The 26335-nt window shown below is 29.0% G+C and carries 26 protein-coding genes; all 26 read left to right on the top strand.

Annotated features, from left to right (window positions below; translation table 11 throughout):
• The first annotated feature begins 8 nt into the window (after nt 1-8).
• The 26 genes from JOD96_RS12830 to JOD96_RS12705 all read left to right on the top strand — a co-directional run bounded on the left by JOD96_RS12830 (nt 9) and on the right by JOD96_RS12705 (nt 26329).
• A complete protein-coding gene (locus JOD96_RS12830) occupies nt 9-851 on the top strand; it encodes an NAD-dependent epimerase/dehydratase family protein (RefSeq protein ID WP_209564665.1) in 843 nt (280 codons plus the stop codon).
• Nucleotides 830-1807, top strand: a complete 978-nt coding sequence (locus tag JOD96_RS12825) for an ATP-grasp domain-containing protein (RefSeq protein WP_209564664.1) — start codon at nt 830-832, stop codon at nt 1805-1807. The genes JOD96_RS12830 and JOD96_RS12825 overlap by 22 nt, the downstream gene beginning before the upstream one ends.
• 3 nt (nt 1808-1810) lie before the next feature.
• A complete protein-coding gene (locus JOD96_RS12820; protein ID WP_209564663.1) occupies nt 1811-2446 on the top strand; it encodes an HAD family hydrolase in 636 nt (211 codons plus the stop codon).
• The gene (locus JOD96_RS12815; RefSeq protein ID WP_209564662.1) at nt 2446-3075 is read left to right on the top strand and encodes an acetyltransferase; all 630 of its coding nucleotides are present in this window, start codon (nt 2446-2448) and stop codon (nt 3073-3075) included. The genes JOD96_RS12820 and JOD96_RS12815 overlap by 1 nt, the downstream gene beginning before the upstream one ends.
• A gap of 5 nt (nt 3076-3080) precedes the next feature.
• Nucleotides 3081-4265 carry an acyltransferase family protein gene (locus JOD96_RS12810; protein WP_209564661.1) on the top strand — a complete coding sequence of 395 codons (1185 nt, stop codon included), beginning with the start codon at nt 3081-3083 and terminating at the stop codon, nt 4263-4265.
• A complete protein-coding gene (rffA, locus tag JOD96_RS12805; RefSeq protein WP_209564660.1) occupies nt 4262-5398 on the top strand; it encodes a dTDP-4-amino-4,6-dideoxygalactose transaminase in 1137 nt (378 codons plus the stop codon). The genes JOD96_RS12810 and rffA overlap by 4 nt, the downstream gene beginning before the upstream one ends.
• Complete coding sequence (locus JOD96_RS12800; RefSeq protein WP_209564659.1) at nt 5398-6753, top strand: lipopolysaccharide biosynthesis protein; 1356 nt, start codon at nt 5398-5400, stop codon at nt 6751-6753. The genes rffA and JOD96_RS12800 overlap by 1 nt, the downstream gene beginning before the upstream one ends.
• The gene (locus JOD96_RS12795) at nt 6734-8044 is read left to right on the top strand and encodes a glycosyltransferase (RefSeq protein ID WP_209564658.1); all 1311 of its coding nucleotides are present in this window, start codon (nt 6734-6736) and stop codon (nt 8042-8044) included. Before JOD96_RS12800 ends, JOD96_RS12795 begins: the two co-directional genes overlap by 20 nt.
• Nucleotides 8045-8062: 18 nt before the next feature.
• Nucleotides 8063-8689 (top strand): acyltransferase, encoded by a 627-nt coding sequence (locus JOD96_RS12790; RefSeq protein ID WP_209564657.1) that lies wholly within the window; start codon nt 8063-8065, stop codon nt 8687-8689.
• 2 nt (nt 8690-8691) lie between these two features.
• Nucleotides 8692-9765, top strand: coding sequence for a glycoside hydrolase family 99-like domain-containing protein (locus JOD96_RS12785; protein WP_209564656.1), 1074 nt, complete (start codon nt 8692-8694; stop codon nt 9763-9765).
• 1 nt (nt 9766) lies between these two features.
• The gene (locus JOD96_RS12780) at nt 9767-10855 is read left to right on the top strand and encodes a glycosyltransferase (protein ID WP_209564655.1); all 1089 of its coding nucleotides are present in this window, start codon (nt 9767-9769) and stop codon (nt 10853-10855) included.
• On the top strand, nt 10855-11877 hold the full coding sequence (locus JOD96_RS12775) for an EpsG family protein (RefSeq protein ID WP_209564654.1): 1023 nt from the start codon (nt 10855-10857) through the stop codon (nt 11875-11877). The genes JOD96_RS12780 and JOD96_RS12775 overlap by 1 nt, the downstream gene beginning before the upstream one ends.
• Before the next feature lie 22 nt (nt 11878-11899).
• On the top strand, nt 11900-12985 hold the full coding sequence (locus JOD96_RS12770) for a glycosyltransferase family 4 protein (RefSeq protein ID WP_209564653.1): 1086 nt from the start codon (nt 11900-11902) through the stop codon (nt 12983-12985).
• A 69-nt stretch (nt 12986-13054) separates the two neighbouring features.
• Nucleotides 13055-13873 carry a glycosyltransferase gene (locus JOD96_RS12765; protein ID WP_209564652.1) on the top strand — a complete coding sequence of 273 codons (819 nt, stop codon included), beginning with the start codon at nt 13055-13057 and terminating at the stop codon, nt 13871-13873.
• Nucleotides 13873-14769: an NAD-dependent epimerase/dehydratase family protein gene (locus tag JOD96_RS12760; RefSeq protein ID WP_209564651.1), complete on the top strand. Its 897-nt coding sequence runs from the start codon at nt 13873-13875 to the stop codon at nt 14767-14769. The genes JOD96_RS12765 and JOD96_RS12760 overlap by 1 nt, the downstream gene beginning before the upstream one ends.
• Before the next feature lie 8 nt (nt 14770-14777).
• Nucleotides 14778-15326 (top strand): dTDP-4-dehydrorhamnose 3,5-epimerase, encoded by a 549-nt coding sequence (rfbC, locus tag JOD96_RS12755; protein ID WP_209564650.1) that lies wholly within the window; start codon nt 14778-14780, stop codon nt 15324-15326.
• The gene (gene rfbD / locus JOD96_RS12750; protein ID WP_209564649.1) at nt 15326-16174 is read left to right on the top strand and encodes a dTDP-4-dehydrorhamnose reductase; all 849 of its coding nucleotides are present in this window, start codon (nt 15326-15328) and stop codon (nt 16172-16174) included. Before rfbC ends, rfbD begins: the two co-directional genes overlap by 1 nt.
• Nucleotides 16175-16207: 33 nt before the next feature.
• Nucleotides 16208-17077, top strand: coding sequence for a glucose-1-phosphate thymidylyltransferase RfbA (gene rfbA / locus JOD96_RS12745; protein WP_209564648.1), 870 nt, complete (start codon nt 16208-16210; stop codon nt 17075-17077).
• A 30-nt stretch (nt 17078-17107) separates the two neighbouring features.
• Entirely contained in the window at nt 17108-18070 is a 963-nt protein-coding gene (locus tag JOD96_RS12740) for an MraY family glycosyltransferase (protein ID WP_209564647.1), read from the top strand.
• Nucleotides 18070-18498 carry a WxcM-like domain-containing protein gene (locus tag JOD96_RS12735; RefSeq protein WP_209564646.1) on the top strand — a complete coding sequence of 143 codons (429 nt, stop codon included), beginning with the start codon at nt 18070-18072 and terminating at the stop codon, nt 18496-18498. The genes JOD96_RS12740 and JOD96_RS12735 overlap by 1 nt, the downstream gene beginning before the upstream one ends.
• Nucleotides 18488-19624, top strand: coding sequence for a DegT/DnrJ/EryC1/StrS family aminotransferase (locus JOD96_RS12730; protein WP_209564792.1), 1137 nt, complete (start codon nt 18488-18490; stop codon nt 19622-19624). The genes JOD96_RS12735 and JOD96_RS12730 overlap by 11 nt, the downstream gene beginning before the upstream one ends.
• A 167-nt stretch (nt 19625-19791) precedes the next feature.
• Nucleotides 19792-21759 (top strand): polysaccharide biosynthesis protein, encoded by a 1968-nt coding sequence (locus tag JOD96_RS12725; protein WP_209564645.1) that lies wholly within the window; start codon nt 19792-19794, stop codon nt 21757-21759.
• Nucleotides 21760-21930: 171 nt separating this feature from the next.
• Complete coding sequence (locus JOD96_RS12720; protein ID WP_209564644.1) at nt 21931-22797, top strand: ABC transporter permease; 867 nt, start codon at nt 21931-21933, stop codon at nt 22795-22797.
• Nucleotides 22798-22851: 54 nt separating this feature from the next.
• Complete coding sequence (locus JOD96_RS12715) at nt 22852-24120, top strand: polysaccharide ABC transporter ATP-binding protein (RefSeq protein ID WP_209564643.1); 1269 nt, start codon at nt 22852-22854, stop codon at nt 24118-24120.
• A 56-nt stretch (nt 24121-24176) separates the two neighbouring features.
• Complete coding sequence (locus JOD96_RS12710) at nt 24177-25340, top strand: hypothetical protein (RefSeq protein ID WP_209564642.1); 1164 nt, start codon at nt 24177-24179, stop codon at nt 25338-25340.
• 50 nt (nt 25341-25390) lie between these two features.
• Nucleotides 25391-26329, top strand: coding sequence for a glycosyltransferase family 2 protein (locus tag JOD96_RS12705; RefSeq protein WP_410744289.1), 939 nt, complete (start codon nt 25391-25393; stop codon nt 26327-26329).
• Nucleotides 26330-26335 lie beyond the last annotated feature (6 nt).

Here is a 26335-nt window from a genome sequence, read left to right as displayed (position 1 = left end):
GGTATCAATTGAAGAAAATACTTATTACTGGGATCAAAGGTTTTCTAGGTAGCAATTTAGCTTATAGTTTACGTAATCATAAGCTTTTTGGTCTTGGGAGAAAAGAAGAGTTTTTTGAAGATATTCAAGTTTTTAGCTCTAATGAATTAGAAAAATTAGATCCAAACATTGATATTATTATCATGTGTCATGCAGCAGTTGCTTCTGGAAACACACTATTATCAAATGATGTTTTATATGAAATAAATGTATGTCTTACCGAAAAAATAGTCGCTAAATTTCCACAAGCATTTATTATATATCTATCCACAGCATCAATATATAAAATAACTCCACTTTTTATTAGAGAGCAGTCAAATATTTATCCTCAGTCAAATTATGCATTATCAAAATTATGGGCTGAAAGAATAGTATTACTACACAAAAAAGCTTCTGTTTTAAGGATTTCTTCGATGTTTGGAATAAGTATGAAAGAAAACACACTAATTCCAAATTATGTCAATCAAGCACTAAGTAATAAAGAAATACTTGTATGGGGTAATGGTGCAAGACTTCAGAATTATATCCATGTTGATGATGTTATACGCTATATTACTCTAATGATTGACGCTCAAAAAAAAGTCATTGGTCAAATTATTTTAGGTGTTTCTACAAAAGAATATTCAAATCTGGAAATCGCACAAATAATTTCAGATATAACAAATGCTAAAATTAAATTTGTTAATGAGGATAATTCAAGTTCGGTTAAATATAATAACGAATTTAGTACTACTCTACTAAATTGGAAGCAAGAAATAAATATTGAAAAACGATTACAAAAATATATTGAATGGAAGCAAAAAAAGTGTTAGTTACTGGAATAGGAGGCAATGTTGGACAGGGAATATTGCGAAACATACGTGATTCTTTTCCAAAGGTAAGTATTGTTGGAGTAGATATAGCTCCTTTTACTTCGGGTAATTATTTATGTGACAAAACATATCAGGTACCTTACTCTTATGAAGATGCTTATATTGAAGTAATTAATGAAATAGTTGAGAGAGAAAATATTGACCTTATAATACCATCTACCGATTACGAGGTTTATTATTTAGCGCTTAATAAAGACAATATAAATGCTATTGTTGTTGCAAGTGATTTTAAGATAGCAAAATTATATTTGGATAAATATGAAACTTTTTTATATCACAAAGAAAATAATATTCCATTTGCACAATCTTGGTTGCCCGAAGAATATGATTTTTCTCAAGAAGAAATAATCGCTAAACCCAGAGAAGGGCGTGGATCTAGGGGGATTTTAATTAATCCTTCTAACCCAAAAGACCTGCCAAAAGGATATATGATTCAGCCTTTATTGAAAGGTAAGGAAATTACGACTGCTGTATATGTTACAAAGGAAAATATACTTCATTCTATTTTTACAATGGAAAGAGAATTGACAAATGGTACAACATCAAAATCCAAAGTATTATTTGATTATGATAATTTGTTAAAAGATATAATTCAAAGGATGATTAACTTAGGTGGATTAAAAGGAAGTTTTAATTTACAGTCAATAGTTACAAAAACAGGAGAAATTATCCCTTTTGAAGTAAATTGTAGAATTTCTGGAACAAACTCTATTCGTCATAATTTAGGTTTCCAAGATGTCAAATATGCTCTTCAGGAATATCTTTTTAATGAAAAACCAGATAAAGCCAGGCCCATTAAAGGAATTGCTACCAGAATTTTATTAGATGTTATTTATCCTGAAGCATCTGATGAGAGCGAATTGAATAATGTGTCTTCACATCATATTTTATACTAAGTTATGATAAAATATATTTTTTTTGATGTATCAGGTACAATTTTGGGTAAACCAACTTTGTTTAAAAAAATAAACGATACGTTAAACGAGTATGGTCATTTTGTTTCTTTTGATGAATTAAAACACAAGCACAAACTTTTATCAGAAGTAATACATTTTCCTGATAGAACAGATTCTGTTTTTTATAATCATTTTAATGGAGAACTTCTTCGTTTGTTAGGTATTGTTCCTAATGAGGAATTATTAGAAGCGATATTTAAAAATTGTACTTATCTTCCTTGGGAAAAATTTGATGATGTTGACTTTTTAACCAAAATTGATCTTCCTTTTGGTATAATATCAAATTTTAATTCTACTTTAAAAGATAAACTACTTCAGTTTTTTGGGCCTATTTTTCAAGATGTTTTAGTTTCTGAAGAATTAGGTATTGCAAAACCAAAGGTGGAGTTTTACCAAAAAGCATTAGATTGTATAGGCTACCATGCCAGTGAAGTTTTATATATTGGAGACTCAATAAAATTGGATATTGAACCGGCTACCCAATTGGGAATTAAATCACTATTGATTGATAGAGATAATTTTTACCAGCAATCAACCTATAAGATTAATAGTTTAAACGAAATTTCTAAACATCTATAATGAAAACCCTTGCTATAATAGGATCAGGTGATTTAGGACAGCAAATTGCGCATTATGCCATTTCAGATAAACACTATAAGAAGGTTGTTTTTTTTGACGATTTTACTGATAAGGATAAAATTAACGGATTTTGTATTTTAGGAAAAACGGAGGCTGTTGAACAAGAATTCTTAAAAAAATCTTTTGATGAATTGATAATTGGTATTGGTTACAAGCATTTGCAAATTAGAAAATCCCTTTTTGATCGTTTTGAAAAAAAAATTCCATTTGGAAAAATTGTCCATTCATCATCATGGCTCGATAAAACAGTTCAAATTAAAGAAGGAAGTATAATTTATCCGAGATGTAGTATTGATGCTAATGTTATTATTGAGAGTAATACTATACTTAATATTGGGTGTGTTGTTGCTCATGATTCAATTGTTGGCAGGCATAGTTTTCTTTCTCCTCGAGTTGCTTTGGCAGGGTTTATAAAGGTAGAAGAAATGTGTATTATAGGAATAAATGCTACGATAATTGATAATATAAGGATCGTGTCCGAAACACAAATAGGAGGTGGAGCTGTTGTAATTAAAAATATAGAAAATCCTGGTTTGTATGTTGGCAATCCGGTTAGATTTATTAGATAAATTTTATGGAGCAAAAAAAAATATTCTTTAATGGATTAAACGAGCTTAGGGCCTTTGCAGCGCTTTTAGTAATCTTTCATCATATTGAATTATTTAAAAACAGGGATCATACAGCAAGTTTATTAGATATAAAATATTTTTCTTACTTTATAGAAAAGGCGGGAAAAAATGGTGTATACCTTTTTTTTGTACTAAGTGGTTTTTTAATTACATTTTTATTACTTAAAGAAAAAGAAAAACTAAACACAATACAGTTTAAAAAGTTTTATTTAAGACGGATTTTTAGGATTTGGCCTTTGTATTATTTAATTATCCTGATTGGTTTTGTAATAATTCCTTTTCTAGCTCATACATTTGATATCTTTAAAAATGAAAGCTATTATTATAGCTTAATTTCAAATCCCGAAAATTATTCGATCAAATCTATCCTCTTATACATCTTATTTTTGCCAAATGTGGCTATACAAAATTTCCTCGTTGCAGGATGTTCTCAATCATGGTCAGTTGGAGTAGAAGAACAATTTTATATTATATGGCCATTTTTAATATTTATTACTACAAGAAAAAAATTACTGTGGGCTTTTTTTACTTTACTATTGTTCTTTATTTTTTGCCATTTACTATATCAACCATTTATATTTTCAAAAATTACTTCGATAATTGGTTTTAAGTTAACAATAATTCCACTTATTCATAATATATTAATATTGTTTCCATTTGAGTTTATGGCTATTGGGGCTATCGGAGCTTATGTGTTTTATTATTATAATGAAACAATTGTTTTTTGGACAAAATTTGGATTCGTTTATATGTTTACATTATTTGCCATTTTCATATTAATGTTTTTTCATGTAATACCATTGTATTTTCAAAGTGTGATGCTAAGTATTGTTTTTTTGTGTTTAATACTAATCACAATAAATGATAAGAATAATTATACCTTCAGAAATAAATATTTATCAAATATTGGTAAGATTTCATATGGAGTATATATGTTTCATCCATTTATATTTTTTTTAATTTTTCCCATAGCAAATAAATATTTTCTTTCTGACAATAATTTGCTGTCATATAACCTTTTTATTTATTGCTCAATCTTGACCTTAACATTTTTACTGAGCCATTTTTCATACAAATACTTTGAATCTATATTTATTAATATAAAAGACACTAAATACAAATCATTATGATACCTTTCAATAAACCTTACCTAACTGGAAAAGAAACGCACTATATATATGATGCAGTAAATTCAGGTAAAATATCAGGTAATGGAAAATACACACAAAAAGTTCAGAGTTTTTTTGAATCTGTTTATAGTTTTAAAAAATGCTTACTAACAACTTCTTGTACTGATGCATTAGAAATGGCTGCTATCTTAGCTAATATAAAAGAAGGTGATGAAGTAATTGTTCCTAGTTTTACTTTCGTTTCTACAGCAATAGCATTTATAAGACAAGGAGCAAACATAGTATTTGCCGATTCATATTCTGATAATCCAAATATTGATGCAGACAAAATTGAGGCTTTAATTACAGATAAAACTAAAGCAATTGTTCCAGTTCATTATGCAGGTGTTGCTTGTGATATGGACAAAATAATGGATTTAGCTTCTAAGTATAATTTATTAGTTATAGAAGACGCCGCGCAGGCTATCGATAGTTATCACATTGATAAGAATGGTGTAAAAAAGGCGCTGGGTTCAATTGGACACTTAGCGGCTTTTTCTTTTCATGAAACTAAAAATATTATATCCGGTGAGGGCGGAATGTTAGCTATTAATGACGAAAGATTTGTTAATAGAGCTGAAATAATTTGGGAAAAAGGAACAAATAGGGCAGAATTTTTTAGAGGAGAAGTTAATAAGTATGGATGGGTAGATACCGGTTCTTCCTTTTTACCTTCAGAAATTATAGCTGCTTTTCTTTGGGCGCAGGTTGAAAATTTAGAACATATCCAGGAAAAAAGAATTAAACTATGGAATCAATATTTTAATGGTATTAAAGAACTTAAATTAGATTCTATAAAATTACCTAAAGTCCCTGAATATGCAACAAATAATGGGCATATGTTCTATCTTACATGTAATAATGGACAAACACGTGAGAAATTAATTCTTAAGTTAAAAGAAAGCGGATTCCATGCCGTATTCCATTATTTATCACTGCATGCTAGTGATTTTTATAAAGGAAGACATGATAAAAGAGAACTTCCGAACTCTGACTGTTTTACGGAATGTTTGGTACGTCTTCCACTTTTTTTTGAACTAAAAGAAGAAGAGCTAAATGATATTATAATGTGCATTAAGAATAATTTTAAATAATGAACACCATATTAGAAAAATTTAAAAATTATTTTCAAAATAATGATCGTTCAAAAAATCTCCAAGCTAATATTATAGGTTCGATTTTTCTTAAAGGTATAAGCATCTTCCTTAGCCTTTTAATTGTTCCTATTACTATTAATTATATATCTCCTTATGAATATGGAATTTGGATAACTCTCTCTTCAATTATTGGATGGCTAAGTTTTTTCGATATAGGCTTTGGGAATGGTTTAAAAAATAAATTTGTAGAAGCTATAACGCACGGCAAAATTAAGTTAGCAAGAATTTATGTAAGTACTACTTATGCGCTTTTGGCAATTATAATTTTTTGTGTTTGGTTTATAGCTATTATCGTTTCAAATTTTATTAATTGGCCAAAATTTTTAAACGTTGAAGGGATAAATAATGATCAGTTTTTTTACATTTTTCTGATTGTTTTGACAACTTTTGCATTTCAATTTATATTAGGATTACTCAATACAATACTATCCGCACTTCAAAAGCCTGTCATAACATCTCTAATAAATGTTATAAGTCAATTATTAGTACTGCTAGGAATTTATTTTTTAACTATCACCACTACAGGTTCCATCTTAAATTTAAGTATTTTGATGGGGGTAGTAAACACTATTGTTCTTGTAATTTTTTCAGTTTATTTATATAATACTTCACTCAAAAAATATTATCCTAAATTCAAATACGTGCATTTTAGATATGCAAAAGGATTATTAAGTTTAGGACTTAATTTTTTTGTATTACAGATTATAGCTATTATATATTATGAAACAAATAATATTATTATAACTAAGACTCTAAGCCCATTAGATGTTACCGTTTATAATCTTGCCTTTAAATATATATCTATTGTAGGAATGCTGTTCAGTATAATTCTTTCTCCATTTTGGAGTGCATTTATTGAAGCCAGAGTTCTTAATGATGTTCAATGGATGAAATCAGAGACTAAGAAATTGTATAAAATATTTTCTTTTTTTTTTTTAATAACAATATTTTTAGTTTTATGTTCTTCTTTTTTTTACAAGATTTGGTTTGGTAAATCTGTTACAATAACTTTTACGTTAACTGCATGTATGGGCGTGTGGCAAATATTTAATATGTGGAATTCTTTGCATTCAACTTTAATATATGGATTTGGAAAAATTAAGCTACAAATAGTAGCATCTGTTTTGGTCGGAATATTAAATATACCAATCACAATTTTTTTATGTCAACTATGGGGATTAAATGGGGTGGTAATATCTCAAATTATTTTAGCAGCCTTAATTTCATGGATAGGACCTTTACAATTAAATTTTTTATTTAATAAAAAAGCAAATGGAATCTGGAATAAATAAAAAACCAAATATTCTTGTTTTAACAAGTTTTCTTTCTAATGACAATTCTTCTAAGATGATAAAAGATGTGGCCAAATCTTTAGAGGACGATTATAATGTAGATGTTCTCTCTAAATATCCAGCAGAGGTTGAAGGACTGAATATATATTCTGCATATAATAATTATGAGAGATTTATAATTAATATTTTATTACGTTTTAAGGCAAAATTTTTTTATTATAAAAGCAAGTTTATTAAGGCTAATAATAATATTTCAAAGGATTACCATTTTTTTGGACTAAATGAAATGAAACCGCCTGTAAATCCTAATAGAATAACAGGTAGGATAAAAAAAGATTATGATTTTGTTTTAGTTTTTTTTTGGCAAGGACTAATTACATCAAAAACATTAAAAGATATACATGATAAAATAAATAAACCAATTTTATTGATGGCTGCAGACATGTTTCCAATGACAGGAGGCTGTAGTTATTTTTGGGATTGTGACAGGTTAAAAGATTCATGTGGAAAATGTCCGGGATTATCTTCTACTATCGATCATGATATTACCAGAATTAATTTCTTGTATAAAAAAAAGATGATCAGTAATATAAACTGCATTATTTTAGGCAATACATGGCAAATTAATCATGCCAATAAATCTACATTGTTTAATAATCTGGGTGAAATTTATCCAATTGTAGACGAAAATGTGTTTAGACAACGTGATAAAAAAATGTTAAAGCAAAAATTTAATTATTCTAACAAGATTATATTATTTTTTGGTGCCCTTGGAGTTCATGATCCTAGAAAAGGGTTTAAATATTTAGTAGAGTCATTAAATTTGCTCCATAACTACAGACCTGATTTAGTAAAGAATATTGTTTTGTTAGTTGCAGGAACAGGTGAAGAGATATCTGAATTAAATCATTATGAAGTTAATTATACAGGACATTTATCATTTGATGAATTAGCAGAATATTATGCTCTTTCAGATGTTTTTCTTTGTCCAAGTGTCCAAGATGCCGGACCTATGATGCTAAATCAAGCACTAATGTGCGGTACGCCTGCTGTAGCTTTTAATATTGGTACAGCCTGTGACATTATTAATGAAGATACTGGTTACTTAGCAAAATATCGCAATAGTGAAGATTTTTGTAAAGGGATAATAACATTAATTACTAAGTCGAATGATGAATTATTAAATATTCAGGAAGAATGTAGAATTCAATCCTTAAAAAGATCTTCATATAAAGCGTTTCGTGATAAAATAATTTTTGCTTATAATGAGATTAAAAAAGTAGATAAATAAATTATTTATTAAGTAATAATGAAGAAAATAATAAAAAGTATAATTAAAGGAATTGTTAAGTTTTTACATGTTTTTTTCTCCCCAAAAACTTCAATAATATTAATTCATAAATTAGACTTGCTTTATTCGATTTGGATATCATTTGAATTTAAAAAAGTTTCTAATTGTTTTATAGCCCATCCAATATATTTAAAAGGAGGCAAATACATTGAAATAGGAGAAAATTGTGGGTTTGACCAACGATTAAGACTCGAAGCCTTTGATTCTTTTTTAGGGGATTCTTTTTCGCCATTAATTAAGGTGGGTAAAAATGTTTCTATACAAAAAGATTGTCATATTGGTGCGATAAATAAAATAATTATAGGAGACAATGTATTATTGGCTAGTAAAGTTTACATAAGTGATCACTCGCATGGAGAAATAACAAAGGAAAGTTTATTGCTTCCTCCTGCGCAAAGAAAGCTTTACAGCAAAGGCCCAGTTATTATCGAAGATAATGTCTGGCTAGGTGAGGGAGTCATTGTTTTGCCAGGAGTAACAATAGGAGAAAATAGTATCGTGGGTGCTAATGCAGTAGTAACCAAATCAATACCAAAAAATTGTATCGTTGGAGGAAATCCAGCTAAAATAATAAGAGAATTATAGTAATGGAAAAAATAAGATTAATTGCATCGTACCTGCCACAATTTCAACCAATAAAAGAAAATGATGAATGGTGGGGGAAAGGATTTACTGAGTGGACAAATGTTGGAAAGGCAAAGCCTTTGTTTGCAGGGCATTATCAACCTAGAGTTCCGGCAGATTTAGGTTATTATGACTTGAGATTACCAGCTGTGAGATTGGCACAAGCCGAAATGGCAAAAGAATATGGTATTGAAGGATTTTGTTACTGGCATTATTGGTTTGGAGATGGTAAAAGAATTTTAGAAAAAACTTTTGACGATATATTAATTAATAAAGAGCCTGACTTTCCTTTTTGCTTAGCATGGGCCAATGAAACATGGAGTGGTGTTTGGCATGGTCTGAAGAACCAAATATTAATGGAACAGAAATATTTAGGAGAAGAAGATTATAAACAACATTTCGAAGCTGTTTTACCCGCTTTTTTAGATGAAAGATATATCAAAGTAGATGATAAGCCTATATTTATGCTTTATAGGCCTTTAGATTTTTCTGATGCTCCAAAATTTATAGAATTATGGAATAAATGGGCTATTGAAAATGGTTTGAAAGGAGTATATTTTATTGGGCAGATTACAACTCCCGAAAATAGGGATTTGGTTCTTAATATGGGATTTGATGCTGTTAATATTGTTAGATTAACAGAATATATGAGATTAAATACTAGTAAAATTGCCAGAGGAATACAACGAGTTTCAGGACAGCTTAAGAAATATGCTTATAAAGATTTTTATCCGTATTTCTCTGGTCCAGAGGATAAAGATTTGAATTGTATTCCAACAATAATTCCAAATTGGGATCACTCTCCAAGAAGCGGAAAAAGGGCTTTGATTTTGCATGATTCAAACCCTCAATTTTTTGGAGAACACGTTAAAGATATTTTTTCTAAGATTTCGCATAAGCCTGATGATAATAGAATTTCTTTTATAAAATCATGGAATGAGTGGGGAGAAGGGAATTATTTAGAGCCTGATTTAGTTCATGGTCATGGTTATCTGAAAGCATTAAGAGAGCAGTTGGATTTATTGAATTTAGATTAATATGAAGTCTTTATTTATTTCTTCTAATTTATTAAACAATAAGAATGGTGGTTGGCAATGCTCTAATCGTAATTTTGAATCTATTAAAGAATTATCGAGTGTAATACATACATATAATATATTGCCAAATAATAAATTAAGTTATTTCGATATGTTATTCGGTTTTTATAACCTATTAAAATTATATTCCGGAGGCGTTAATAGTAAGCATATTTCGAATATTTTGGCAAAAATTAAATCCGAAAAATATGATTTAGTTTTTTTGGATAGCTCTGTTTATGGAAAGCTAGCAAGGCAAATAAAAAAATTAACTCCTAATGTTAAGCTAGTTGCTTTTTATCATAATGTTGAATATGACTTTATAAAAAAAATAATAAAAACGGGAGGCTTATTTCATTTTTTAAGACTACCATCATGCTTTTTTAATGAATTTTTAACCGCAAAGTGGTGTGATAAAATAATAGCACTTACAAATGAAGATAAACAACTTATAAATCAATATTATACTGATAAAAAAGAAATAATTCAAATTCCTATATCTTTTAAAAGAATTGAAAGAGACTTAAAAGGTAATGAACAAATAAGTCACAGTAATGAGATTCAAGTTTTATTTGTTGGAAGCTATTTTTATGCTAATATTCAAGGGATTACTTGGTTTATTGATGAAATAAGTTTTTCTTCAAAAATCAAAATTATTGTCGTTGGAAAAGAAATGGAAAAGCTACGCCCCTTAATTGATAATTCTAAAAATGTTGAAATACATGATAGTGTTGATGACTTATCAGTTTTTTACGAACGTGCTAATATAGTGGTTTGTCCATTATTTTATGGCGGAGGCATGAAAGTTAAGGTAGCAGAGGCGCTTATGTATGGAAAAAAAATTATTGGAACAGAATTGGCTTTTTTTGGATATGAACCGGAGAAGTGCCCTACAATGATTACATCATCTGATGCTGAAGTTTATAAAAAAGTGATTGAGAATTTAAATCCCGAGATAACTACATATGATGAAAGTATTTTGCATTTCGAAAAATATTTTTCGTACTCTTCAACATTAAAGTTATTTCACGAAGCTTTAGTTGAGAAATAATGGGTGTATATATACTTACATTATTTTTGTCCTGTATTTTTGCCTTATTTTATAAGATTACAAAAAATAGGCTTTTATGGATTATTTCTTTGTTGATTGTTTCTTTTTTTGCAGGGCTTAGATACTTTGTGGGTATTGATTACGAAAGTTATACTTTTATATTTGCTTCGATAACTAATTCTACAACAGAACCAGCATTTAGACTAATTAACTTAATTATTTTTTTCAGTGGACTAAATGTTCAATTTGTTTTTATAATTTCTTCATTAATAACGTTTAGTCTTTTTTATGCAGGAATCAGAAAACTTTCAAATGATGTCTTTCTCTCAGTTTTTATATTACTTTTCTGCGGATTTTTTATAGAAAGTCTTAATATTATAAGACAATATATTGCAATATCCATCTTTTTCTTTAGTATTAGATATATTATAAATAAAGATTTTAAGAGATATCTTTTATGTATTGCTTGTGCAGTTTGTTTTCATTATAGTGCAATATTTTTAATATTAGCTTATTTTTTTCTAAGAGTTAATGTAGGTAAGTGGTGGTTTTTAATATTATGCTCTGCGTATATTTTACCATTTGTTTTGCCTATAAAATTGCTATTTGGATTGATTCCGGGATATAATGTATATTTTGGAGCTGTTTCTGCTGCTAATGAGAGTGCTCAACTTGGTATAGGTTTTTTATCCAAATTATTGATTGGTTTTGTGTGTTTATCTTATTTTAATAAAATTGTTAGTTTCTCCAGCGAGTCTAAAATATATTTAAATGGCTTTTTTACTTATCTGTTTTTATTAAGTTTTTTTAGAGATTTTATGGTTATGGTGAGACTAGGCTATTATTTTCATGTTTTTCTACTATTATTAATCCCGAAATTTATTCAGATTTTTGATAAAAATGCCAAGATTGTAGGCTATATTTTATTTTTGGGGTATGGTATTTTACTTTTATTAATTAATCTGTCAGATAGTGATGCAAAACTGGTGCCTTATAATTATTTTATTAACCTCTTAGAATAATGATTTAATTGATTGAATGAAGATGAAAAAAATTATTTTTGTTACACCTCAAATTAAAACTGGTGGAGGAAACAGAGTGTTCTTCGAATTAGCAAATATATTAGTTAATGATTATGAAGTAAAAATAATATATCCAAATAACTCGGAGGAAACTAATACCTTTTTTGTAGATGATCGAATTAAATTTTTGCCAGTCGGTAAATTTGAACATAATAAAATTGGAAAATTAAGAAATGTTATCAATACTTTTTTGTATTTAAATAAGTACGAAAAAAAATCTTACGTAATAACTTCTGATCCAATTATGTCAATTTTTGGTTTTTTACTAAATGTGAAAAAAAAATATAGATTTATTCAGGCAGATGATTATAATATTTTTAATGATAAAATGATTATTAAGAAAAACTTTATGCTTTGGATATATAAAGTTCTTACAAAGTTTTCTTATAAGTATAATTATTCTTTTATCTTTAATTCTCGCTATTCTTATGATAGATTTTCTGTGCATAATCTAAAATTCAAACAAGAACCTTTTATTGTTCATCCTGCACTTAATCATGTAGTTTTTAATACTTCAAATAAACAATTTTCAAAAAAAAATAAAAAGCAATTGTGTCTTGTTGCAAGAAAACACCCTTTAAAAGGTTTACAAACGTTTATAGATGCTTGGTCCGGTATATCAGACACATTAAAAGAAAAAGTGGATAAAATTGTTTTGATTAGTCATGATGATCTTAGTGATTATAATATTAAGGATTTTGATATTGTAAGACCTAAATCTGATGAAGACATTGTAAAGGTTTACTTAGAATCAGATATTTTTATTTCAACATCTTTGAGCGAAGGCTTCGGATTACCTCCTTTAGAAGCCATGGCTTGTGGCTGCGGTGTAATAACTAGTGATTCAGGTGGGATCAATGAGTTTGCCGTTGGTGATGTAAACTGTCTCAAATTTCCTCCAAAGGACTATAAAGCTTTGCAAAAAGAACTCGAAATATTATTAAATGATAATGAAAAACTAAACTATCTGCAAAAAAATGCTATTGATACAGCCAAGTTATTTAATTGGGATTCTTCAGCAAAAAAAATTGCTCAAATTTTAAATTAATTAAGCAAATTATTTTTAAAATTATAAATGTTAAATTTGAGAATAAGAAATAATAAATAATCTATTAGAATGAATCTTGCTGTTTCTGGTTGTATTGTAATGTATAAAAATGATGTAGAAATGTTAAAAAAAGCAATTACATCATTTTTAAGTACAGGCTTAAAAGTGAAACTTTATTTAGTTGATAACTCTCCAACTGATGATTTGAAAGTTTTAGGAATTGGAGACAATATCAAATACATACATAACCCATCTAATCCTGGTTTTGGTGCTGCACATAATATAGCTATAAAAGAGGCTTTGTGTGAGAAGGCAAAATATCATTTTGTCATAAATCCCGATGTTTATTTTAAAGGAGAAATTATAGATTCTATGGTTAATTATATGCATGAAGATACTAAAATTGGAATGATGATGCCTCAGGTACTTAATGAAGATGGTTCGGTACAAAATTTGCCTAAACTACTTCCTTCTGTTTATAGTGTTTTGATGAGAAAACTAAAAAGACCAGCATTAGTTTATGAAAATTTTATAAATAAGTATGAGTTAAGATTTGTCCCTAAAGACAAGATTTATAATGCACCTATTTTATCAGGGTGTTTTACATTATTAAATCTTGAGGCAATTAAAGAAGTGGGGATGTATGATGATAATTTTTTTATGTATTTTGAAGATTGGGATTTGTCAAGGAGAATGCATCAAAAATATAAAACAATTTATTTTCCAAAAGTTTCAGTATATCATGAATATAATTCAGGTGCTAATAAAAGTAGTAGATTGTTTAAAATTTTTATGAATTCAGCAATTACTTATTTTAATAAATGGGGATGGCTAATAGATTCAGATCGAAAGTGTATTAATGAAAAGGCATTATCGCAATTTAAATAATGAAAAAAATAATTATTACCGGCGCTTCTGGTTTTGTAGGTGAAAATCTTTATAAATATCTCGATGATATTTATCGAATTGAACCTATAAGTGTCAGATATATTGAAAATCAAGAATTTGATTTAAAAGCCAATGCAATTGTACACTTAGCAGGAAAAGCACATGATTTAAAAAATGTATCTAATCCTACAGAATATTATGAAGCTAACTGTGAATTGACAAAACAGTTGTTTGATTCATTTTTAAATTCGGAAGCCTCAGTTTTTGTATTCCTTAGTACTGTAAAGGCTGTTGCTGATGAAGTACATGATATTTTAACAGAAGAATCAATTCCTAATCCAAAAACTCATTACGGTATTGCTAAGCGTAAAGCTGAAGAATATATTTTATCCAAACAACTTCCAAGTGGAAAGCGAATTTATATATTAAGACCTTGTATGATTCATGGACCGGGAAATAAGGGAAATTTGAATTTGCTATACCAATTGGTTTCAAAAGGTATACCTTGGCCATTAGGTGATTTTAAAAATCAACGCTCTTTTTTAAGCATAGAAAATCTTTGTTTTATAATAAAGGAAATACTAGAAAATCCAAGTATTAGATCAGGAGTTTATCAAATTTTAGATAACGAACCAATTTCTACAAATGAATTAGTAAATCTAATAGGGCAGAGTTTAAATAAAAAAAATAGAATTTTAAAAATTCCGTCATCAATAATAAAAAAGATTGCTAAAATTGGAGACTATTTACATCTTCCGTTAAATTCGGAACGTCTTCAAAAATTAACTGAGAATTATATAGCCAGTAACTACAAAATTACAAATGCAATTGGTAAGCCTTTGCCAATTACAGCAAAAGAAGGTTTGTTAAAAACCTTTAAATCTTTCAAAGAATAACAAATATTATGAATATAGAAGAAACATTTATAAAAAATCTAGTTGTAATTGAGCCAACTGTTTTTGGAGACGAAAGAGGTTATTTTTTTGAATCTTACAGCAAAACAAAATTTAATGATTTAGGAATTGACATTGAATTTGTTCAGGACAATCAGTCGTTCTCTAAAAAAGGTACTTTGAGAGGATTGCATTATCAAAATCCTCCTTTTGCTCAAACAAAATTAGTTCGTGTTTTAGAAGGAGAGATTATAGATGTTGCTGTAGATTTAAGAAAAGATTCCCCTACTTATGGTAAAGCATTTAGTGTTTTATTGACTGCAGAAAATAAGAAACAATTATTAGTACCACAAGGTTTTGCTCATGGCTTTTCTGTTATTAGCGAAACGGCTTCGGTTATGTATAAATGTGATCAGTTCTACAATAAAGCTTCTGAAGGTGGAATTAAGTTTGATGACCCTTCTCTTAATATTGATTGGGGTATGGATTTAGAAAATGCTATTGTTTCTGAAAAAGATCAGATACTGCCTTATATTGAAAATTGTAATAGTTTGTTCTAATGGAAAAAATTTTAGTTACAGGTTCAAATGGCCAATTAGGATCAGAATTAAGTTTATTATCTCAATTTTATTCTCAATTCAAATGGTTTTTTGCAGACAGAAATCAGGTTTCTTTAGATAATTTATCTGTTTTAGAAAAACAGTTAGAAGAAATTCATCCAAATATAATTATTAATTGTGGTGCTTACACAGCAGTGGATAAAGCAGAATCTGAAAAAGAATTGGCTAACACTATTAATCATTTAGCAGTTGGAGTGTTAGCAAAATGGTCTTTAAGAAATAACGCTAAGTTAATACATGTATCTACCGACTATGTTTTTGACGGTACTTCCTCGACAGCTTTGGCAGAAGACGCTTCAACTGGTCCGATCAATGTTTACGGTTCAACTAAGTTGGATGGCGAAAAAACATGTCAGCAAGAAAATCCTAATGCAGTAATTCTTAGAACTTCATGGGTATATTCAGGTTTTGGTAATAATTTTGTCAAAACCATGTCTCGTTTGATGCAGGAAAGAGATGATCTGAATGTTGTTAATGATCAAATAGGAAGTCCGACCTATGCTGCTGATTTAGCTCAGGCAATTATTAAAATAATTACATGTTCTGAATGGCATTCCGGAATTTATAATTTTTCTAATGAAGGAGAAATTAGCTGGTATGAATTTGCATTGGCTATAAAAGAGATAGGTGGCTATAATTGCGATGTAAAAGGGATTCCATCCTCATCGTATCCAACACCGGCAAAACGCCCGGCTTATTCTTTATTAGATAAATCAAAGATTAAAGAAACTTATAGTGTGGATGTTCCATATTATAAGGATAGTTTAAAGAAAATGATGAGCTTGTAATTGCGAGTTCATTTGAATTTAATATAAAAAAACATGAAAGGAATAATATTAGCAGGAGGTTCAGGAACCAGATTGCATCCGTTAACTTTGGCAGTGAGTAAGCAATTAATGCCAGTTTATGATAAACCAATGATTTATTATCCGCTCTCAACCTTAATGATGGCAGGTATTAATGAAATTCTTATTATATCTACACCTCATGATTTACCTCATTTTAAGAAACTTTTAGGGGATGGTAAAAATGTTGGATGCAAATTTAGTTATGCAGAACAGCCTAATCCAAATGGACTAGCTCAAGCATTTGTAATTGGAGAAGAATTTATTGGAAATGATAAAGTCGCTCTTGTTTTAGGAGATAATATCTTTTTTGGGACTCATATGCAGCAACTCTTAAAAGAAAATGCAAATCCGGATGGGGGAGTTGTTTTTGCATATCATGTTTCTGATCCTGAACGTTATGGTGTTGTAGAGTTTGATGAAAACAAAAATGCAATTTCTATTGAAGAAAAACCACTCGAGCCAAAATCAAATTTTGCTGTTCCTGGATTATATTTTTACGATAATTCGGTTGTTGAAATTGCTAAAAATATCAAACCAAGCGCAAGGGGAGAATATGAAATTACCGATGTAAATAAAGTTTACTTAGAGGAAGGTAAATTAAAAGTTGGTATTCTAAGCAGAGGTACAGCCTGGCTCGATACCGGCACCTTCAATAGTTTGATGCAAGCGGGGCAATTTGTTCAGGTTTTAGAAGAGCGTCAAGGCTTAAAAGTGGGTTGTATTGAAGAAATTGCATGGAGACAAGGTTTTATAACATCAGAACAATTAAGAGAATTGGCTGAACCTTTAAAGAAATCAGGTTATGGTGAGTACCTTTTAAATATTTTAAAGTTTAAAATCTAACAAAAACAATTTAAAGTTGTTACGCATCAAATGATCTATACTATTTTATTTTTTATTTTATTTATACTTGAGTTATTATACTTTAAGGTTGCAGATAGGTTTAATATTATAGATAAACCTAATCTGCGAAGCTCACATACTGAAATTACTTTAAGAGGCGGAGGTATTATTTTTTGGTTTGCAGCATTGCTTTATTTTGTTCAAAATATAGAATATAATTATTTATTCTTTACAGGAATTACTTTAGTTAGTCTCGTAAGTTTTTGGGATGATATTCAAAGTCTTTCTAATAAAATTAGGATTTCGATTCATTTTTTGGCTATCACCTTAATTTTTTATGATTTGGGTGTATTTAGTAGTGTGTCTTTTCCTTTAATTGCATTAGCTTACATTTTTGCTATTGGAATTATAAATGCTTATAATTTTATGGACGGTATAAATGGAATTACCGGTTTATATACTTTAGTTGTATTGGGAGCATTGTGGTATGTAAACAAAAATTTGCAGCTTTTTATTGATACAGATTTTATTATATATCCAATTCTGTCCAGCCTGGTTTTTTTATTTTTCAATTACAGAAAAAGAGCAAAATGTTTTGCAGGTGATGTAGGAAGTATAGCAATTGCCTTTTGGATTATTTATCTGATTTTTAAATTAATTTTAAATACTAACTCGATTATCTGGCTGCTGTTTTTAGCCGTTTATGGAGTAGATGCAATCTGTACAATTTTGCACAGATTATATCTTAAAGAAAATATTTTTGAAGCACACAGACTTCATTTTTATCAGATATTAAGCAATGAGTATAAAATACAACATAGAATTGTGTCTTTAATATACGCTATTCTGCAAAGTATTATTTCAGTAGCAGTTATATTCTTATATCATAGATTTGATTCGCTTACACTTTTTATAATAATTATACTTCCACTCGTTTTGATTTATTCTTCAAAGTTTTACATGATGAAGAAAACAAGTTTAAAAATAAGCTAATGAAACCAAAAATAATTCAAGGAGGAAATTTTGCAGATCACAGAGGAATTATTTCCTATGTAAACGATTTCAGTTTTAATGATATTGAAAGATTTTATATTATTAGTAATTCTGAAACTAATCCAATTCGGGCATGGCAGGGACATAAGCTTGATGCTAAAAATTTTTATTGTATAAGTGGCTCTTTTAAAATTCATTTTGTAAAAATTGATAATTGGGAAAATCCATCAAAAGATTTAGTTGTTGAAACAGTAACCGCATCTGTCTCTGACAGTAAAATTATTCATATACCTGCCGGATACGCAAACGCTATCGAATCACTGGAAAAAGATTCAAAGCTCATTTCATTTTCTACTTTACCTTTGTCAAAAGTTAGTGAAGATGACGTGAGATATGATTCAAATTATTGGAAGATCAATGGCAGATAAGCGAGTTTTTTTGTCATTACCCCAATTAAGTGGTCAAGAGCAAAAGTATATTCAAAGAGCATTAAATGATAATTGGATTACTTCAGGAGGGCCAAACGTCACTGATTTTGAAAATGATCTTGAAGCATATCATGGCAATGAAGTTTTTGTAGCAGCTTTAAATTCTGGAACCTCTGCAATTCATTTAGCATTAATTTTATTAAAAGTGAAAGCTGGGGATGAAGTTATTTGTCAGAGTATGACATTTTCTGCATCTGCAAATCCTATCTTATATCAGGGAGCGACTCCTGTTTTTGTTGATAGTGAAACAGAGACCTGGAATATCTGTCCGGAAAGTCTTGAGATTGCTATAAAATCCAGAATAGACAAAGGAAAAAAACCAAAAGCAATTATTGCAGTTCATTTATATGGAATGCCTTATAAGGTAGATGAGGTACATGCAATCGCAGAAAAATATGCAATACCTGTTATAGAAGATAGTGCAGAAGCTCTAGGCAGTCATTATAAAGGTAAAAAATGTGGAACTTTTGGTATGTATGGAATTTTTTCATTTAATGGAAATAAAATAATTACTACTTCAAGTGGAGGCGCACTGGTGGCAAATTCAAAGGAATTGAAAGAAAAAGCTATTTTTTATGCAACACAATCCAGAGATGAGGCAATTCATTATCAACACAGCGAAATAGGTTATAATTATAGAATGAGTAATGTCTGTGCAGGAATTGGAAGAGGTCAGATGAAAATTTTAAATTCTAATTTAGAATCCAAAAAACAAATTCATGATTTTTACGTTGATTTATTTACAGACATAAATGAAATTACAGTTTTCAAAAGTGCAAGTTCAGATTATAATTCAAATTATTGGTTGAGTACAATATTAATTGAACCTAATCAGAATATAAATAAAGATATTTTATTGCAGGCTTTTGAAAAAGCCAATATAGAATCAAGACCTTTATGGAAACCTATGCATCTTCAACCTTTATTTTGTAATTATCCTTATTATGGAAATAAAGTTTCTGAAGATTTGTTTAATAAAGGTTTATGTCTGCCATCAGGGACGAATCTTGATGATTCGGAAAAGACAAGAATTAAAGATGTTATAAATAAATTGTTCAAAGAATAAATAAACAATAAGTAATTAAAAACTCAGATTTAGCTTTAAGAACTAAATTAATTTAGAAAAAATTGAAGTAAGGCTAAACTTGTTATTTTTAAGTGAAATGAATTTTTTAATATCTTTAATTCGTATTTTTGTAAAAATTACATATAAGACTATCAAAGTAAATCAAATTGAATACAGAGAAACAAACCAGAGTTAGTGACTTCTTGCATAATTATTTTTCGCCAAGAAATCTAAGAGCCAATATTAATAACCTTAGCTATTTACCTAGGTGGATTATTGTTGGTATTGATGTGATGGTATTGATCTTTTCCTTTACTTTTACTTATTTACTGTTCGAAGGAACAGCTTTAGGATATATCATTACTTCGCATCATTTTTATTTTGTAGCCAGCTTAATTTTTGTAAATGTTTTTTTCTTTTGGTTATTTAGGACCTACTCCGGTATCATTCGGCACTCATCCTATATTGATGCTATAAAACTGTTGTTTTCTCAAATGTCAGTTTTGGTATTTTTTTTATTTTTCAATCTAATATTTGAATTATATTTTGGACATAAAGCGTTCTTAAATACGGCATTATTTATAAATTTAGTTTTGTCATTTTGCGGTTTGTTTTTATACCGCGTAATTGTTAAACAAACTTTTGAGTTATACTTCTCAGAGAAAACCAATTCTAAATTAATCAGAACTGTTATTTACGGAACAGATGCAAATGCAATTTCTGTTGCAAATGCGTTAAAATTTGAAACCCCTTCACGGTTTAAAATTGTTGGGTTCGTAGATAAAAATAATCAAAATGCATCTAAACGAATGCTAGATTTGCCAATTTTAATTTTAAGAAAAAAATTACCGGCTTTAATGCGTTCTGTCGCGGCTGAAGGTGTGATTATTGCTGATAAAAGTTTATCTAAAGATGAGCAATTAATCATTGTAGATCAGTGTCTAGAGTTTAACTACAGAGTTTATACTGTACCTCTGATTTCTGACTGGGAAAATCAAAAAGAAATTTCTCAAAAAGTAAAAAACATTCAGATTGAAGATTTATTAGAAAGAAAACCAATAGTTTTAGATAGTAAGTCAATTTCTAAACAATTAAAAGACAAAACAGTTCTCATTACAGGAGCTGCAGGTTCAATAGGAAGTGAAATTGTACGGCAGGTTTTAGGATTTAATCCAAAAAGAGTTATTATTCTTGACCATGCTGAAACTCCCCTGCATAATTTATGCTTAGAAACTTTAAGTATGAATTCCGAAACAAAGATTGTAGCTGTAATTGCCGATGTAAGAAGTAAAAAAGCATTAGAAAAAGTTTTTAAAACTTACACTCCACATGTTGTTTATCATGCTGCAGCTTATAAACATGTTCCTTTAATGGAAGAAAATCCTTCGCAGGCTATTTTAACCAATATTAAAGGGACCAAAAACCTGGCTGATTTATCCTGTAAATATAATGTCAGAAAATTTGTGATGGTTTCTACTGATAAAGCAGTTAATCCTAGTAATGTCATGGGAGCCAGTAAACGAATTGCAGAGAAATATGTACAGTCCTTATCGTTGAAAAATCAAAACGAAAATATACAGACAGCAACAAAATTTATTACAACGCGTTTCGGAAATGTTTTAGGTTCAAACGGATCTGTTGTTCCTTTGTTTACAAAACAAATTGCCGAAGGCGGACCTGTAACAATAACCCATCAGGATATTATTCGTTATTTTATGACAATTCCTGAGGCATGTCAATTAGTGTTAGAAGCCGGGGCAATGGGTAACGGCGGTGAGATTTATATATTCGACATGGGGAAACCGGTCAAAATTATTGATTTGGCCAAAAAGATGATTAAGCTTGCAGGCTTTATTCCTGATAAAGAAATAAAAATAAAAATTGTAGGTTTGAGGCCTGGAGAAAAATTATACGAAGAGTTATTAAATGACACTTCTAAAACACTTCCAACCTATCACAATAAAATCATGATTGCGCAGGAAATACAAGATGAGTATGAAAATTTGCATATTGAAATTGATGAACTCATCGGAATTGCAGATTTTTATGATAATGATGATATAGTGGCTAAAATGAAAAAAATCGTTCCTGAATTTAAAAGTATGAATTCTGCTTTTGAGGTATTGGACAAATAATTATGTTTTTAATTTTTTTAAATTAAATAAATATTAAAAGGTGTTTTTTTAAACGCCTTTTTGCTTTTTATAAACTTTTTAAACGACTAAAAATCTTGTTAATTTATAAATCTTTAGTCAAAATTAATTATACAGCTCCATATTGCAATAAGATTGTAATTAAAATTTAAAATGAATAATACAAATAATTCAAAAGATTGGTTGTTTGAAATAACACCAAAAAATAAGTTCTTTTCACTCAACTTAAAAGAAGTTTGGCAATATCGGGATTTATTATTTCTTTTTGTAAAACGTGATGTAATTACAGTCTACAAACAGACCATTTTAGGGCCGCTATGGTACCTGATTCAGCCATTGTTTACTTCGATCACTTTTACAATCATATTCAATAATGTTGCGGGAATCAATACAGGAAAGGTACCTCCGTTTTTATTTAATCTGGCAGGAATAACCGTTTGGAATTATTTTACCGCTTGTCTTAATGGAACATCAGATACATTTAAAGCCAACGCTGGGATTTTTGGAAAGGTTTATTTTCCCAGGCTTATTTCACCTCTATCAGTAGTTATCTCTAACCTGATCAAATTTGGAATTCAATTTTTGATTTTTATAGCCTTTTCTGCCTATTATTATTTTAATGGTACAGATCTTAGTTTAAATATTTCATTATTCTTTTTTCCTCTTTTAATTGTCATTATGGGAATTTTGGGATTAGGGTTAGGAATGTTAATATCATCAACAGTGACTAAATACCGTGATTTTAGTAACCTTGTCGGATTTGGTATTCAGTTGCTTATGTACTTATCAGCTGTTATGTATCCTATGGAATTAATAAAGGCAAAGTTACCTGATTATGGATGGATTGTAGCCTATAATCCTTTAGCATATATTATAGAAACAGCCCGTTATATGCTTTTAGATGTAGGGGAAATTTCGATTTTAGGATTAAGTTACACGCTACTACTTACTATAACTATATTTTTTATAGGACTTTTAGTTTTTAATAAAACTGAAAAAAACTTTATAGATACGGTTTAAGTTAAGGCATTCAGACAAACAAAATAATACAGAATTTATAATTACAATTTATAATTGGAAAAAGATATCATTTTAAAGGCCGAAAATATTTCTAAACAATATCGTTTGGGAGAAGTTGGAACTGGCACATTGAGCCATGATTTAAACAGATGGTGGCATGAAATTCGTGGTAAAGAAAATCCGTATTTAAAAATAGGTGATATAAATGATCGCGCTACTAAGGGAAGTTCTCAATATGTATGGGCTTTACAGGATATTAATTTTGAAGTTGAAAGAGGCGAGGTTCTAGGTATTATTGGTAAAAATGGTGCAGGTAAATCTACACTATTGAAAATACTTTCTAAAGTAACTGCCCCTACTACAGGAAGTATCAAATCACGAGGAAGAATAGCTTCTTTGCTTGAAGTAGGTACAGGATTTCATAGCGAAATGACCGGGCGTGAAAATATTTTTCTTAATGGCGCTATTTTGGGAATGACTAAAAAAGAAATCGCTTCAAAACTTGATGAAATTATTCAGTTTTCGGGTTGTGAACGTTACATAGATACACCAGTAAAAAGATATAGTAGCGGAATGACAGTCCGTTTAGCATTTGCTGTAGCTGCGTTTTTAGAACCTGAAATATTAGTAATTGATGAAGTTTTGGCAGTTGGCGATGCTGAATTTCAGAAAAAAGCAATTGGAAAAATGCAGGACATTTCCCGTGAAGGTGGCAGAACAGTATTGTTTGTAAGTCATAATATGGCAGCCGTAGAAACACTTTGTACGCGCGTTATAAGTATGAGTAATGGAACTATTTGCGGAGATGGAAATCCTACAAAAGTAATTACTGATTACTTACAAAGCAGCTCGTTTTCTGAAAGAAAAATAAGTTTTGATACGATTCAACAAGCCGTAGGAAATGAAAGCATCCGAATAATGTACGCAGCAATAGAGAATGGGTCTTCTTTAGATAAGGATGATGTTATTGATGTTACATCTTCTGTTAATTTTCGTTTAAAAATAGTCAATAAAACTACTAATAATATAATTTCTGTAGGCTTTGATTTACGTACAATAAAAGGTGATGTTGCTTTTGGCTCAGGATCTAAATTCAACTGTGCAATTGATCGAGTCACAGAACTTTGTTGTGAGATACCGGCAAATTTACTAAACGACGACTTATATCAAATACATGCCTATTTTTATACAAACGAAATGAGAAGTCTATACAGTAATGAAGAACTCTTAACTTTTGAAGTAAAAGATGTTAAGAGAGAGTCAGGATATCTTGGAAAAATAAATGGCGTGATTAGACCACAGTTAGAATGGAAGATTAAATAATTATGAATAAAATTTTGATTTTAGCTGATGTTTTAACTATTCAAATTTCTTAAGAAATGAATAAAACGACTGTGTTATTTATTGTTGGAGCTTTGCATAGAGCTGGGGCAGAGCGTTTTGCTTACGAAATAGATTTAGCTTTGAATAAGAATAAATTTAAAATTTCGATTTTATGTTTACAAAATAAAAATCACATATCAGCAAAATGGGACAGTAGGTACTATGAAGATAAACATGAAGCTCTCGGAACAAATGTAATTTATATTGATGAATTTCTCGAAAATAACAAAACTAGTTTATTAGAAAGAATATTTCATAAACTAACAAAAAAAAAGTTTAAAAAAGTTATTAAAGACAAATATAAAAAAACGCTATATTCCTATTTGGACAAATTTGATGTAATACATTGGATGGGCGAATACACTTTTATTCATCAGGTTACAACAGAAATCAAAAAGAAAAGTTTAATTCATTCTATGTGTGCTAAATTTCAGGATCCAACTTTATATGATAATTATGATTTTGATTATCCTTATGAGTTTCTATCAGGATTTTATAATGAAGAAGTGGCTTTTGAATATAGTGAATTTAAGAGCATTAAACATAACTATTTTCCTTTAACTCTTAAGATTGATAAAAATAAAAATACATGGAAATATCCTTATGGTGAAATAAAAAAGATAGGAATTTTTACAAGATTAGATAAAAATAAACCGCTTGATCCTTTTTTTTATGCATTCCAGCTTTTGTTAGATATTAATCCTAATACTGAATTGCATATTTTTGGGAACGGAAATCCTAAAGAGGAAGGAATGTTAGATTATCTGGACAGGCTGGGTATATCAGAAAAAGTTTTTTTCAGAGGCCATCAGGAAGATATTTCCAAAATAGCAATTAATGAAAGATTAAATTTATCGTGGTTTCAGGGATATAATAATCGTACGCCTGCTGGTTTTGCTGGTTTTGATATTTGCCTGACAGGTACTCCGCTTATTTGTTGGGACTTTTTTTCAGCACCTACAAATCCATTTAATTTTATTTATCCTCATTTTAAAAACCTAAATCAATTTGTCGATTTTACTTCTCAAGTTTTAAATAATAAGGATAAAGCCGAAGAATTATCAAACATGCAATTTAAAGACGTTTTATCAAATAGAGATATTGATAGATTTATTTCGGACTTGGAAAACTTATATTTGCAATTATCTCAAAGAGAATAATATTTTATGAACAAAAATATTTTCCTGTCTTAAAAAATTAAACCACCAGAATGCTCAATTCACATCCCCTAATAAGTATAATAATGCCCGCTTACAATGCAGAATTGTATATCAGCGATGCAGTGAATTCTGTTATTAAGCAAACATATACAAATTGGGAATTAATTATAATTGATGACGGATCAACAGATAAAACGGCAAATATTGTAAATCAATTAGTAGAAAGTGATTCACGAATTAATTATCATTATCAGGAAAATGGTAAACAAGGGAAAGCCAGAAATTATGGGATTTCTAAATCAAAAGGGATTTATTTGGCTTTTTTGGATGCTGATGATTTATGGTTACCTGAAAAATTAAAAATGCAGATTACACAAATTGAAGAAAAAAATGTTGATTTAGTTTTTTCAGATTCTTATGTTTTTAATGACAATCAAGTATTTGATATTTCTAAAAAAATGAATATTCCAGATTCTGTTTTTCATGGCCCAAAATCATTGCAATTATTTTTAAAAACAAACAAAGTCCCGATATTAACTGTTCTTGTTAAGAAAGAAAAAGTCACCGATGTTGAGTGTTTTTCACAGAAATTAGATATTCAAAATGTCGAAGATTATCATCTCTGGCTAAAGTTACTAATGACAAATTGCATTTTTTATTCATCAAATAGAGTTTTAGCAAAATATAGAATACATAATAATTCTGTTACTTCTTCAGATAAAATGGTTGTGGATAAAGTACCAAATGTTTTCTTTGATTTATTGCAACTTTATCCTAATTATAAAAGGCAAATACAAAAGGAATTGAAATTGAAATTTAGACTTATCTATAAAAGAAATATTTTTACAAAGCTGGAATTGTCTCAATTGATAAAAAAAAATGCACAGTATTTATCAAAGTCAAAATATGCATTTATATATTTATTTTTCAATTTTTTGTTTCCAACAAAACTTACTAAAAGGCTTTTGATGAAGATTTTAAATGCTTAAAATTCA

Origin of the sequence: Flavobacterium sp. 1355 (assembly GCF_017833415.1) — a bacterium.
GTDB lineage: Bacteria > Bacteroidota > Bacteroidia > Flavobacteriales > Flavobacteriaceae > Flavobacterium.
The sequence above is the reverse complement of the archived record's forward strand: the minus strand, read 5'-3'. Positions and strand labels throughout refer to the sequence as shown.